At 52.5% G+C, this 14,118-nt stretch carries 8 protein-coding genes; 3 read left to right on the top strand and 5 right to left on the bottom strand.

The features are described from left to right. Positions 1-2: 2 nt before the first annotated feature. Positions 3-1,202 carry a hypothetical protein gene (locus SH449x_RS26805; RefSeq protein ID WP_482379152.1) on the bottom strand — a complete coding sequence of 400 codons (1,200 nt, stop codon included), beginning with the start codon at positions 1,200-1,202 and terminating at the stop codon, positions 3-5. 191 nt (positions 1,203-1,393) lie between these two features. Next, positions 1,394-2,791, bottom strand: coding sequence for an SdrD B-like domain-containing protein (locus tag SH449x_RS26800; RefSeq protein WP_482379151.1), 1,398 nt, complete (start codon positions 2,789-2,791; stop codon positions 1,394-1,396). 372 nt (positions 2,792-3,163) lie between these two features. On the opposite strand from SH449x_RS26800, the gene SH449x_RS26795 reads away from it, so the two are divergent. Next, the gene (locus tag SH449x_RS26795) at positions 3,164-7,066 is read left to right on the top strand and encodes a cohesin domain-containing protein (RefSeq protein WP_482379150.1); all 3,903 of its coding nucleotides are present in this window, start codon (positions 3,164-3,166) and stop codon (positions 7,064-7,066) included. Between the two features lie 12 nt (positions 7,067-7,078). Here the strand turns inward: SH449x_RS26795 and SH449x_RS26790 are convergent, their stop codons facing one another. Then, positions 7,079-8,563: a BBP7 family outer membrane beta-barrel protein gene (locus SH449x_RS26790; RefSeq protein WP_482379149.1), complete on the bottom strand. Its 1,485-nt coding sequence runs from the start codon at positions 8,561-8,563 to the stop codon at positions 7,079-7,081. Between the two features lie 167 nt (positions 8,564-8,730). Continuing rightward, positions 8,731-9,633 (bottom strand): 16S rRNA (cytosine(1402)-N(4))-methyltransferase RsmH, encoded by a 903-nt coding sequence (rsmH, locus tag SH449x_RS26785; RefSeq protein ID WP_482379148.1) that lies wholly within the window; start codon positions 9,631-9,633, stop codon positions 8,731-8,733. Between the two features lie 720 nt (positions 9,634-10,353). On the opposite strand from rsmH, the gene SH449x_RS26780 reads away from it, so the two are divergent. Both SH449x_RS26780 and SH449x_RS26775 read left to right on the top strand, forming a co-directional pair. After that, on the top strand, positions 10,354-11,112 hold the full coding sequence (locus tag SH449x_RS26780; RefSeq protein ID WP_482379147.1) for a glycosyltransferase family 2 protein: 759 nt from the start codon (positions 10,354-10,356) through the stop codon (positions 11,110-11,112). Further along, the gene (locus SH449x_RS26775; protein WP_482379146.1) at positions 11,109-12,524 is read left to right on the top strand and encodes a hypothetical protein; all 1,416 of its coding nucleotides are present in this window, start codon (positions 11,109-11,111) and stop codon (positions 12,522-12,524) included. Before SH449x_RS26780 ends, SH449x_RS26775 begins: the two co-directional genes overlap by 4 nt. Here the strand turns inward: SH449x_RS26775 and SH449x_RS26770 are convergent. After that, a complete protein-coding gene (locus tag SH449x_RS26770) occupies positions 12,467-14,038 on the bottom strand; it encodes a hypothetical protein (RefSeq protein WP_482379145.1) in 1,572 nt (523 codons plus the stop codon). The two genes, SH449x_RS26775 and SH449x_RS26770, sit on opposite strands and share 58 nt — an antisense overlap. Positions 14,039-14,118: the final 80 nt, after the last annotated feature.

Below are 14,118 nucleotides of genomic sequence, written 5' to 3'. Positions count from 1 at the left end.
CCTCAGCCAACGATCTTTTTAGCTCGGGTATTCGATTCGAAGACTGGTGGCAATGCTTTGCGGAAATCACTTTCTTTGTGCGTTTCCTGTTCCATTACATACCAAGATTCGAATTCGACGATCGCGTGGCGGCTGAGAAGTTCCGTGTTTGGTAAAGCCCCGAGCCGATCGGTGCCCCTTTCTATTTTCCCCTCAACCTGAGGGTAGTCACGGCTAGGATGAAACTTTTCCTCACCAGGTCGTTTTCCGGCTTCATACCAGGGAAACTGAAGTTGATGAGGTCCAATTTCCGTGCTGTTTTCGAGATTCTCAACAGAAGCTTGGTCATCCAAACGCAGTTCTTCAGGGCCGTAAACGACTGAAACGACGGTCCGGAACGGAGCTCGGTTGGCTATCGATGGGAGCTCCAACGAGAACGGATGAGTTGACGCTGATGGTCGAATAGGTGGGGGCTCAGGTTTGGGAACAGCGACCATTTCAGGCTTTGGTTGCGTATCCGGGAGACTAATGTTTTCTCTGGCTGTCCAATTCGATTGGCCCCCCACGAGACGCGAACCTTGGCTGGGAGTTGTAAGAGGTTTTTTATCGGCCACGAAACAAGGTGCAATCGAACAAAGTGCAATCGACGGAGTTACGGGATTCAACGGCTTGGAAATTCGAGGAGGTTTCGTTTTTGGATCGTTTAGCTCGATTGCATGATTTTTGTCTGGATAATCCGTTTCAGGCTGAGGCCTGCTCCAGGTAATCTCTGCGGTCCCCTCTCCTTCAGCCTCCGTCGCAATCTTTCCTTCGTTCAAGCTTAGACTTTCGATAATGAACTCGAGTTGGTCTTGGCTGGAGTGGTTGGAGTCGTTGTGGGTAAAGTCGAATTCCAGGAGACTACCTGCTCCCGCTGGGACTTCTCGGCTCGCAAAAATGAATGCTACGATTCGGCCAGCTTCCTCGTCGACATTGGCAATCGCGAGTCCTCGATTTCCCCAGATTGAACCCGCGCGAAGACTCTTAGGATCGATCTTGACGAGGTCTTGATTGTAGGTCAACTCGACAGACGCTGCTCTTAAGCCACTGATCTCGGGAAGATATATCAACGCCGAATCCTGAGATTCTTTAGGCAACGAAGACTCCACCAAGAAATTTGATAACGAAAAAAGCTTGCGTTCTTCCAATCGCTCGAAACGCCGTAGCGTCGTGGATGAGGACATCAGGCCCGACCCCTAAAGAAAATGAATGCCATTCCGTTTGTGTTCCTAGGGAACACGCTAAGACGAGAAGCCCGACAACTGTTTGGCGTTGCGCGGGTACGGGTGGAGGAATAGCAGCTTGAGGAACGATAGATCAATGGCAGTTCGTTCAGAACTTTTGCTTCGCGGCATGGCTTTCAGGATGCTGAAAGCTATCCTTTTTCCCCAGCAAAGTCGTTGGGCCAATCTGCCAGCAGAAGTCCGATATCGTAGCTGTCTTCGTCATTATCAATTTCATCGAATTCGAAGAAAGCTGAAACAGGCAGTCCATCAGTCTCAGCAAAATTCAGATTCAAATGCTGGTTAACTTGAGGTGCCATTGAATTCGCGAACGTGACGATGCTGCTCCAATCGATGGAAATCGGATCCAGCCCCTCACCCTCACCTACCGTTAGGTCGGGGGCGAACATAAAGCCATCCTCAATCAGGAAGCTGAGCGGGTCCATGAACGAGTCGCTCTGCGATCCAAATTCTTGTTCATTCGATGTCTCGAGCATTGCAGTCGTTCCCGTAGGGATAGCTAATGACATCATGGAAACAAGATTCGATGCCGAAGTTGTGTTTCCCGCCGCAACTTGGTTGATATCCAGCAGTAGGCTCGTCCACTCGTTTGAGCCCATCGGCTGTACTATTGAGGTGTGAAGACGATTGAACACGAATTGAGGTCTTAAGCCAAGCTCTCGAAAATTTTGCCCTGCGAGAGTCTGGTCTGCGGCTAGTTCGACCAAGATCTCGTTTGGCCCTCCGTTTAGATAGGCCTCTGGCTGCGTCTGAACGATTCGATAGGAGCCCGCTGTCAGGTTTCGAAATCCGTAGCTGCCGTCATTCGTAGTGACCGCAGTCAGTGTCGCCCCCGTCGCGACGTTGATTAATGTTATGGTGACTCCGGGAATGCCTTCAAAGGAATCAGGTACGAGATTGTTATTGGTGTCGGCGAAAACAAAGCCGCGAATCTGGTCCGCATTTTCGGGATCGGTCGGATCGGTCGGATCGGTCGGATCGGTCGGATCGGTCGGATCTGTGGGGTCTGTCGGATCTGTCGGATCGGTCGGATCTGTTGGGTCAGTCGGGTCAGCTACAATGGTAACTCGACCATCCGTCGGATCTACGCCGGGTATTGGAGCTGGTTGAACCGCTATGGCCCCTTCATTTAGCGTTACTAAACGCAAATCGATATCGGCCTGAGTTCCCTCTGCAACGGATGCGGCCGCCGTGAAATTGATATTCAAAAGGGACCCAGAAATATTGGGCAGGTCGGACGCGGCTGCGATGAAGACGGTTACCAATCCCGTCGCATTGTCAATGTTCGCGGTCAAAAGGGGCTCATCCCCCCCCGCCCACGTCGTCCCTGGAGTGATGTCGTTCGTGGTGAGTGAGAGCTGCTGTGGATTGAATTGAAACCGAATCTCGGCAGCTCGAATTCCAGACGCCGTGTCAATCAGCACCGGTGCAGAGACCTGAGCCCCGGCGGCAACGGTCAAATCCTGTGGAATACTAACCGCCGCAAGCAAACGTTTGGCTTCGAGGGATTCAAAACTTAAACGACGCATCTGCCCCATCATTTCCCACCCCACTAAGGTTAGCGACCTGCATTCCCTCCAATTATCTGACTCTTTATCCCTTCTAGATTACCTTTGTCTGCCGAGTAGTTCCCCGATTCTCGGAACTTTTCGGTGCTTCCCGGCAACTAAAGTGACTGTTCGTCGAGTTATGGAAGATTACGGCGAGTATGCAAGAATTGACAATTGGCTAGAAGAAGCTAATTATTCCAATCGTACTCAAACATCGGAAAATGATCGGTTCAATATCTCTACAGCTGGTACAAAATTTGGTTTTTGCGTAGGGGGGCCGATGTATTCTAGTGAGACGCGATTATAGGCATAAACCCTAAGATTTTCCTTTCCCAACAAGGTTACCTCGGTATGGCTCGACATAATGAGTGGCTAGAACTATTCAAGAACCAATTGTTTCCTAGCGCCTCGAGAAACAATAGACAGGACACTAGGCAAGATCGCCGGGTAAAGTTCCGAAAACTGATCCACGAGTCACTCGAGGATCGAAAATTGCTGGCGTTCGCTGTGGGATCCTTTGCCCCCACCCCCAGCGGTTTCACTGCCGAGCTGACCGCACCCATCAAGCTCGATAATCTCAATCTCTACGATTCGGCCTCAGGGGGGATGGGGGCGGCAGACGTAATCCTCCAAGGCGAGACGGTGGGAAACGTCCGCGGTTCTCTAGTGGTTGAGGGAAATCGCATCACCTTTGTTTCTTCTGCCGGAGTTTTGGTCCCTGACACCTATTTCGCCACCCTCCGCAGCGCGAGCGACGCTTTTGTGGACGCGGCTTTGGGGCAATTGCTCGACGGGGAATTTAACGGTCAGTTTCCATCGGGCAATGGGGTACCCGGCGGTGACTTCGTTACTTCGTTCGTGGTGGCGGCCCTGCCTACAGTGGTTGTGGGCATGCCCGATTTTGCAAGGGGGCCTTCTCAACCAGTAAATGTTCCCGCGGTGGGTAGCGGGCAAAGTCCGTTACCTGATCTTCCCATCCAGTTTTCGAACACTGCTGGAATCACCTCCTTGACGATGACGGTCAGCTACGATCCCTCGCTCCTGAACGTTACAGATGTGAATCTTGGGCCGAGTGCCCCCAACGGAAGCCAAGTCGAGGCGAACTTGACTAACCCTGGCGAGATTGTCATTGCCTTCTTTTCTCTGGAGCCTCTCGCCGCAGGTGCTGGTAGCCTGATCGTGCTGGAGTCATCCGTGCCAGACAATGCAACATACGGTTCCGCTCATTTGATTCGAATTAGCTCCTTGGAAATTAACTCCGGGGCTATCGAAGCAGCCACGCGTGACGCCGTGCACCTAGTCGCCTTCCCGGGGGACGTCACGGGAAATCGTCGCTATGACGCGGAGGACGCACGATTGGTTGCTCGGGTTGGGGTTGGATTGGACTCTGGCTTCGTGGGAGCTCTGTCCGAAGGAGTGGGCACGCCCCAGATGCGACCTTTCGCGACAATTGACCCTATCATCATCGGTGATGTGACAGGCCTCGAGGGAATCAGCCCCCTGGATGCTAGTGACATCCTACGAAGAGTCGTTGGACTTCCTACACCCAACATTCCTGCGTTGCCAACTGCTCAAGCCCCCACCGGCATCGCTTTGTCCTCCACTATCGTGGGGGCGAATCTCCCCAGCGGAACCGTGGTTGGCACGCTAAGCACTGCTGATCCCGACCTCGGTGACACGCACACGTACTCGATCGTCAGTGGTGATGGGGATACCAACAACAACCTTTTTGCAATCTCAGGAAACGCATTGGTAACTACCGCGGCTCTTAATGCTACGGGGCAACAACCATTGAGCGTCCGAGTGCAAACGACTGATTCGACTGGCAGGAGCTTCCAAAGATTCTTCCTGATCACCGTCAATGAAGATAATCAAGCGCCTACCTCAATCCAATTAAACAACCAAACAGTCGCCGAGAACTCTGCGTCGGGGACTGTCGTCGGTCTTTTCTCCACGATCGATCCGAATGCTGGCGACACGCACACCTACACCTTGGTAGCAGGTGAGGGTGACGCAGCCAACGATTGGTTCACGATCGATGGCAATCAATTGCTTACCGCAGAGTCGTTCGACTTTGAGACCACACCAGAAGTCAGCATCCGCGTTCGCAGTACTGATGCAGGTGGATTATTTGTCGAGCAAACGTTCGTCATTGCGATCCTTGACATCAACGAAGCACCCACGATGGTGGCTCTGGACAACACCATAGTCGACGTGGACTCGCCGGTAGACACCCTTGTTGGCAACTTCTCGACGACCGATCCGGATGCTGGTGATACCCATACCTACACGTTGGTCGTAGGTGAAGGGGACACGGATAACGAAATGTTCAGCATTGCGGGCAGCCAACTCTTGGTCGCAGCAGAATTGCCTAACCAAGAGAGCTTCTCGATCCGTGTTCGCAGCACCGACGCTGGTGGGCTGTTTGTCGAACAAGTGATCGTGCTCACGGGGACGGATCTCAATGTAGGTCCGACCTCTATAGAACTAAGCAATACGAGCATCAACGAGAATGAGCCTGCGGGAACTTTAGTCGGATTGCTCTCGAGCATGGATCCAAACGCCGGTGATACGCACACCTACACCTTGGTAGCAGGCGAGGGTGACGCAGCCAACGATTGGTTCACGATCGATGGCAATCAATTGCTTACCGCAGAGTCGTTCGACTTTGAGACCACACCAGAAGTGAGCATCCGCGTTCGCAGTACTGATGCAGGCGGATTGTTTGTTGAACAAACGTTCGTCATTGCGATCCTTGACATCAACGAAGCTCCCACGATGGTTGCTCTGGACAACACCATAGTCGACGTGGACTCGCCGGTAGACACCCTTGTTGGCAACTTCTCGACGACCGATCCGGATGCTGGTGATACCCATACCTACACGTTGGTCGTAGGTGAAGGGGACACGGATAACGAAATGTTCAGCATTGCGGGCAGCCAACTCTTGGTCGCAGCAGAATTACCTAACCAAGAGAGCTTCTCCATCCGTGTTCGCAGCACCGACGCTGGCGGGCTGTTTGTCGAACATGTGATGGTTCTCAGTGCAACGGAGACCAATCAAGCTCCGACCTCCATTGAGCTGGGCAACACAAGCATCAACGAGAATGAACCTGCGGGAACTTTAGTCGGATTGCTCTCGAGCATGGATCCAAACGCCGGTGATACGCATACCTACACCTTGGTAGCAGGTGAGGGTGACGCTGCTAACGATTGGTTCACGATCGAGGGCAATCAATTACTGACCGCAGAGTCGTTCGACTTTGAGACTACACCAGAGGTCAGCGTCCGCGTTCGCAGCACCGATGCGGGTGGATTGTTTGTCGAGCAAACGTTCGTTATCACCATCCTCGATGTCAACGAAGCACCCACGATGGTGGCTCTGGACAACACCATAGTCGACGTGGACTCGCCGGTAGACACCCTTGTTGGCAACTTCTCGACGACCGATCCGGATGCTGGTGATACCCATACCTACACGTTGGTCGTAGGTGAAGGGGACACGGATAACGAAATGTTCAGCATTGCGGGCAACCAACTCTTGGTCGCAGCAGAATTACCTAACCAAGAGAGCTTCTCCATCCGTGTTCGCAGCACCGACGCTGGTGGGCTGTTTGTCGAACAAGTGATCGTTCTCAGTGCAACAGAGTCCAATCAAGCTCCAACCGCCATTGAACTAAGCAATACGAGTATCAACGAGAACGAACCCGCTGGCACGTTAGTCGGCCTGCTCTCGAGCCTCGATCCGAACGCCGGTGATACGCATACCTATACCTTGGTAGCAGGCGAGGGTGATACGGCTAACGATTGGTTTACGATCGAGGGCAATCAATTGCTTACCGCAGAGTCGTTCGACTTTGAGACCACACCAGAAGTGAGCATCCGCGTTCGCAGCACTGATGCAGGTGGATTATTTGTCGAGCAAACGTTCGTCATTGCGATCCTCGATGTCAACGAAGCTCCAACCGGAATCCAGATCGATAACGTATTTGTCTTTACGTTAGCTCCTGCCGGCACTTTGGTTGGAATCCTATCGACCGACGATCCGGATAGCGGAGACAGCCATAGTTACGAGCTGGTCGCGGGCGAAGGAGATATGGACAATATTCTCTTCGAGATCGATGGCAATCAGTTGCTTGTCCTCGGCGAAATCGACTTCGCGAATCAGGAGAGCTTCTCGGTTCGCGTGCGAAGCACTGATGCGGATGGATTATCGGTCGAGCAAGTGTTCGTCATCTTGGAAGCCCCCTTCTAGAACCGGTTCCACTTAGAATCGACGTTCAAGGCCCAATTGTAGGCCTTGAATGATGGCTCCAGAGGTATCGAAGAGTGCTTGCGGAGATCGGCCGGCGGTGGGTTCGGGCGGAAACTGTGACACAGCTCTATCGATTTGATTTCCTGGCTGAGCAGCTCCAGACCAAAATAGGAAATGGTAGCCCACGGACGCTTCCCACATACATCGAAAGGGAACTTTCGCTGAAACAGTGAACTCCGGAATCACTGAGAATCGATCCCTTACGACTTTACCGATGTTGGTTTCTTGGGCCAGCAATCCGCCACGGAAGAGAGCGCTACCTGCATTGGGAACTGATGTTACCGTTTGCCCCTGAATGTCGACATACGATTGGGTATTACCAACAGAAATCATTCCTTGAAAATCGAGCGACCATCGACGGAATCGTTGGGTAGCATCAAAGCCCATGACGGCCCCGACGAAACGATTTCTAGTCCGGAATTGATCATGCAGTTCGACTTGCGTGCCCGCGATAATAGGGCCACGGGCTGCGGGGTAGTCTGAAGACTGGTCGATTCGGAGGCCTTCTTCTAGACGAGCATAGCGAAATCCAAAGAGCCTGCTTACTGAAGCGGACTCGTCCCCAATCGCTCTCGTTCTTGCGATGAAGTCGGCAATGTGAAACTCTGCATCGGAGGTGACTCGAACGCTGCCGTTTAAAACATTCGGGTGGTTTACCAGCATGGAGATTTCTTGACCAGTGATTGCGTCGATGACCGGGCGAGCAAGATGCGTATCCGATGGGGCTCGAAATTCATTGCGCATCTCGGATCGTGGCAATCCAGTGTAACTCAGTTCGAATCCTATATCGGCACACTCCAGCCACCAGCCTTTGGCGATTCGAAAACCCGACAGTCCACGAAAGCTATCATCGGTAGGGGCAAGGATTGATGTGGTAGGCAATCCCAAGACGCCAGTGTTCTCTGGAGCCGTGCCGGGCACGCTTGCCGCGACCAATGGAATTTGGTTCGGAGTACTTACACCCCAGTACAAATATTCCACTCTCAGCCATCGATCTCCTGGTGCCGCACTCAAAAATGTCGAGAAAAAGTCCCTGTCGCAGACCGAGCCACACCATCCCACGGCCGATCGGAAAGGCCTGTAGGCCGTAGATGTAGAGAACGGTTGCACCGTATCAAAATGATCGAAATGAGTCGATTCCATAGGGGCGACCGAGGAGTTAGCGAACATTTCCGCTTCGCTTGCTGTTCCATAGGCTGGCCCCACGGTCGAATGACCGATTCGCGGCCTAGGGACCTGAGACCCTGAAGAGCTTGAGGTAGCATCCTGTGCGTGCAAACCTACGCCGAACAGCACAGAAGTGCTAGCCAAAACAGCGGATACAAGCAGTACCAATGCGTTGCCGAGCAAACTGGTTACCCAGCCGAGATGCCTTCGCCGTAGCGAAGAGCGTTGCAACGTTGGTTTGTAATTAAATGCTGGCAGTACCCAACTCATTGGTCAACTTCCATGGTTTCGTGTCCCCCCTACATTTGGTGTAATCGGAACACTCCCCCCAACTTATCCAATCCTTTTTCTGATTTGGAGAAATTGTTTGCGATTTTTTTAAAGTCGCCACGTCCGGTGAAATTGCGGAAACGCTCTTCCGCGATCTTGAAAGCGTTTCAGAAAACGCGCTTTGCGATCCTCAGCTTTGCACTTCTGGCTCTCGGATTCTGTTCGGTTTCCTGCTCAGTGGGAAGGATCGGTTTTCGCGTGACAACATCGAGGAGCGGATGATCTCGCATGCCGTGCTTTACGATTCGATCTTCAAGCGAATGGAAAGAAATCACAACTAACAAGCCTCCGGGTTTGAGACACTCAGGCAAGCGTTTCATGGCCACGGTCAGATGCTCAAGCTCATGATTAACCGCTATACGTAGTGCTTGAAAGGTTCTCGTGGCACTGTCAATCCGACCATGGATCTTGCCGGGCACCACTCTATGGACCAAATCGGCGAGCTGTTCGGCAGTTTCGACAGGAGAGGAGATCCTTTGCTCCACGATCGCTCTCGCTATGCGTCGACTGAACCGTTCCTCACCATACTGATAGATAATGTCGGCTAGCTCGCGATCTGTTCCCTTCTGCAGCAGTTCGGCAGCGGAAATTCCTTGCGTGGTGTCAAATCGCAAATCGAGCGGTCCACCAACCTTGAACGAAAAGCCTCGGTTTCGATCCTCCAGTTGGTCGCTGGATAGCCCTAGATCAAGAAGAATCGCATCCGCAGGCCCAAAGGTCCCATCACGCACGTACTCGGGAATCTCGCGGTAGCTCGCGTTCACGATTCGAACCGCACACTCTCTTGGGATCGTCGCAAGTTTGGATTCCGAACGCTCCAAAGCCGCTGGATCTCGGTCAAATCCCACTAGGCAATCTCCCGCCCCCAAGAGCGATACGAGCTCGACGGCATGGCCGGCCCCACCGAGTGTACCATCGATCCACAATCGGTCGCCGGGAATGCCTGCTTCGGCGATTGCTTGCGTTACTTCGCTCAGAAGTACTGGAATGTGAACTGACTGGCTGGACAAACTAAGCTCGCGCTAGCAACGCAGGGAAAAAGAAAAACCGGTCGGCTCGCTCGTCAATCGCGTCCTAAGTCTAGGAATTCCATTCGCGGTGGTTGTTCAGCAAAAACGACTCTGGATGTTAAGTCGCTACCGAACAAACCGAGGAGCGGAGGGAAAGGACTCGCCAACTGCTTCTTAGCGAATCTAAGGGTAAAGTCCGTGGCCGCGAAACTCTACACCAGCTTTCTGAGTCCGCCCATCATCGCTTAGGTATGCGGTGATTCTGCGAAGACCGACCGGTTAAGTGATCATGTCTGTGACTCCCTTACCATACTCGATCCTTTCGTCTCGTCATATGGTTATTCGGGAGTGGAAATCAGAATTTGGAACAAGAGCCAGCATCAGTTCAATGCATGCAATGGGGCTGCTTTCGCTCATCCTGGCCGTAAATCCCCACCAGCATGAAGCTTACAAACCTCCTAATCCCCCACTCGTAGCATCAGTAAAACAGATCCTGCAACCAACACCGCTTCATTAGCCCATCTGATGATAGATTGTGCGAATTTCTGATTGATGTACGGTTCCCGTCTCAATGGAGAATTTGTTCGTAGCCCCAGGATTACCGGCCTGGGATGCCCTGTTCCCCTAGCGTCGTGCGAGATCCATTGTGGGATTTACAAACGTCATGGCTTCCTGGACATTGGAAGGTATTCGGTTCCAGATGCGTTAGGGAGCAAATCTTTGAAAATCTCGTTTCTGATCCCAGCTTACAACGAAGAGCCAACGATTGGCAAAGTGCTGGAGAAGGTTTTGAATCTGCCTTTTGACGAGCGAGAAGTTATCGTCGTCGATGATGCGTCCACGGATCGAACGCCGGAGATCGTGGATCGATTTCAATGTGAGTTCGATTGCATCAAGCTATTTCGGCAATCGGTTAACGGCGGCAAAACCAGCGCCATCTCACGAGCAATCGAGGCCGCGACAGGAGACATTTTGATCATCCAGGATGCTGACCTAGAGTATGACCCCGATGAGATTCCTGATATCGTGGCCCCAATTCAAAAGGACGTGGCCGACGTCGTTTACGGCAGTCGATTTTTAGTGAAGCGAGCGTCTAGAGTCCTCTACTTCTATCATTACCTCGCCAACAAGGGCCTGACGTTCTTAAGCAACTTCTTGACGAATCGAAATATGTCCGACATCGAGACGTGTTACAAAGCGTTTCGAAAGGAGGTCATCAAACCGATAAAGCTTACGAGCGCTGGCTTCGGTATGGAGGTGGAGCTTACCGCCATGATTTGCAAGACCAATGCACGCACCTACGAGGTTCCCATTTCCTACTATGGTCGCACCTACGAGGAAGGCAAGAAGATCGGCCTTAAAGATGGCATCGCCGCCCTATGGTACATTTTCTACTACAACCTAATTCATCCGTATACTGGTTCAGGTAAGCAGTACATCAAAACGGTCAACGATCTCCTAACTTCACGTAAGCTATGAAATTCCCAAACAACTTTCGGCAATTCCTTCCTACAGAAGCCGTCAAGCAAATCTCTCAGTTCGTAGGCAATCCTAAAATTGCCGACGCATTGAAGGAGGCAGCCGAGAAAGCGGGCTTGAAGGAGAGTTTCAGCAATGTGAATTTGCAGCCGATCCAGCAAGTCTTCGAGAATGCGTCTCGATGGATGGAGGATCTGGCACAGCATTTCTTTACTGGATTGGAATCGGGCAATCTAACTCCAGGCATCAATGGTACAGGCGAACTCTTTTCGTCTCGATGGTCTGGCGTTCCCATTAGTTCGCAACAGGCGTTGTTTCTCGCCGGCTCTTTGCCGGGAACCGTCGACACCGCCCACTTAACGGATGACCTGACGAAAAATATTTGTCAGCGAACAGGTGCCCAGGAAGTCGTCCTGACGAATTCCACAGCCTCTGCATTATTTGCTTTAGCCAGCGCTGCACGCCGCACGGGGGACAACTCGCCTTGGATTCTCCCCCGACAAAACTGCATTCGAGTTCCACGCTTTGGCTCTGCCAACAGTTGCAGTCTGCGCGAAGTCTTGGACACAGCACAAGCGTCTGTTTTAGAAGTGGGGACCAATCAAGATTGCCAAGAAAGCGAGATTCTATCTGCGTGCCACGACAGATCGTGTTTCGCCCTCTCGGTCACCCCAAACCGCAAGCTTACCGACGGCTCTTCCAATACCCGTGCCTCACTTCTCTCGGCGAAATCTAAAGGGAAGATGCGTCTTGTGGAATTGGTGTTCGATGGAATCTTGTTCGAGCCGGGAACGCAGCCAAGTCTAGGAACGAACGTCAAATCCCTTTGGCAAGAGGGTATTGATATCGCCATTGTTCCGACTGAATACTTAATAGGCACCTCAGAAGGGTGCATGATCTTGTTCCGAGAGCATTCGGATTTGGCTGGTGCTGTCCGTCCGCAGGTGCAATCGTGTGGTATTGATTCCTCCGCGATCACGAAACTCCTGCTCAGTGCCTCGATTCAGTCCGTATCGAGTCTTCAAGAGTGGGAGCAAACCGAGCTGGGGCAGGTCCTTACGACCTCGACAGAGAACCTGCTAAATCGAGCACAGCGGATGGCCAAGCAGATCGAGGGGAGCGAGTTGATTGCAAGGGCGGAGGCGTGCGTAAAAGCTTGCCCCATCGGAGCTGGCATCTGGAGTGAATCAAAGCTTGAAAGCGGTTGCGTTCGGCTCTATCCGAAAACCGGCAGCTCCAAGGACTTGGCGACTAAGCTGTCACAGGGTGGGCGTCCGATCTGGTGCAACACGCTAGTCGACTCTATCGAGATTGTTTTGCGTTCGATGGCTCCTCATGACGATTTGGAAGTTGTTCAGCGATTGACCGAACCCCAGCGGAACGATGATGTTCGCACCGACAGCAAATCGTGAACGAACACCGCGAAAGTATCGTCCTCGTAAACCAGGTGGTAGTGTTCGGTATCGGTCTCACGCGAACCGAGCAACTTGCGAACCGGTGCATTTTGTTTGACCAAAATGGCATCAGGAGCGTATTCCTCAAGCACCGCTTGCCAATTTGGCCCTGCGGCAAAAAAGGAGTTGTGCTTGGGTAGTACATCGTGTTGGTATGCCACCTCGTAGCGTCCATCCAAGCTCACCCGAACGTTCGGATAGCAAGTCCAGCTAACGTATGCCCCAGCTGCGAAAGGTGTCATAAGGTTGCCTTGGAACTCACTCTTCCTCAGGAACTCTACAGCCTGAACGGGGTAGACCATGCTAAGCTCTGGACCGGAATCCGGTAGATTGGCACGCCAAGCCGCATGCTGGGCGAAGAAAATTGTTGCTGCGACTCCAACTATATAACAAGCTTGCACGGCCATCCTTCGATTCCGTTGAACAGCTGCCAAACAGTTGCGTCCCAAAGCAGTAGGTGTCAACCAGCCGGGGCTATAAACCATCCAGGCGATTGCAAAAATCGAGCCATGTCGAATATGCTTGAGAGCCATGTACGCAGCTAAGCAGCAGAATAGCCAGCCACGCAACCTCCGCCATTGACGCGACTTGAAAGAGTACCCCAGTGTGACAACCATGACACCAAATGCTCCCAGGCTGATCGCACGGTCAGGAATAAACCAAAGGGGTTGCCACTCGAACATGGTTGGCCTTGGCATCAGGATCGCCTTCCACAAATAGACCGGATACTGAATGCCCCAGGGGTTTATAAGAATTCCTATCCCCAGGAATGCGGCGACAAGAAAGTGATGCCAAAAACGCTCAAAAAAGTCGGAAACGTTTCGAGGGCGGGAAGAGTCCCGCCAGTAGCCCAACCATCGTTCAATCACATGCAATCCGAGTGCTGCAACCCCGACGACGAATCCTGCGTGCACGTTAAGCCAGGCGACATACAACAACATCCATGCTGCAACCCAGCTTTTTTTACCACGCCAGTCGCTCTGCTGGAGCAGGATTTGGATGACCAAAAACAGCAGGGTGAAAAGTTGTGCCCGTAAGGTCGCAAACCCAACCCAAGCCAGCGGAAAAGCGATCGGGAGGCATAGGCCAATCATGAGAGGATGAGCTCCGCTGTTCCTCGCCGCGCGGTATATGCAGAGCCCGAGCATGGCGATTAGCAGGAGGCGAGTGACGGCCATTCCATCCAGCCCCAGCGGGCTCGCGCCGGCAACTATGTATAACAAAACCCCGGTTCCCCATTCGTGGTGCACAGCAGGCGACACCGTTGGAGTAAACGCAAACCGGTCTTCATGGGGGAACGAGCCTCGTTCAAAAAACTCGCGTGCTAACGCCATTTCGTGAAATGCATCGTGAGTCACATCGTTTAGTCTCGCGACATAGGCCAAAAAGGCGAGAGCGACCGCCAGCAGTACTGCCCCGATCAGCACAGCGTCCCTACCTGGTCCAATTCTGAGATTGTGTCTTAAGTCCATGCCTTGCATATCGAACAGGTAAGGCTGTTACCGTTCGCACTGTGTATGGGAGCCAAATAAAAAATCCGCATTTTCCAGCC

This window comes from Brakhagea baltica, from assembly GCF_052161605.1.
Lineage (GTDB): Bacteria > Planctomycetota > Planctomycetia > Pirellulales > Pirellulaceae > JBKCUI01.
Note: the sequence above shows the minus strand (reverse complement) of the source record. Positions and strands in the feature narration are given on the sequence as shown.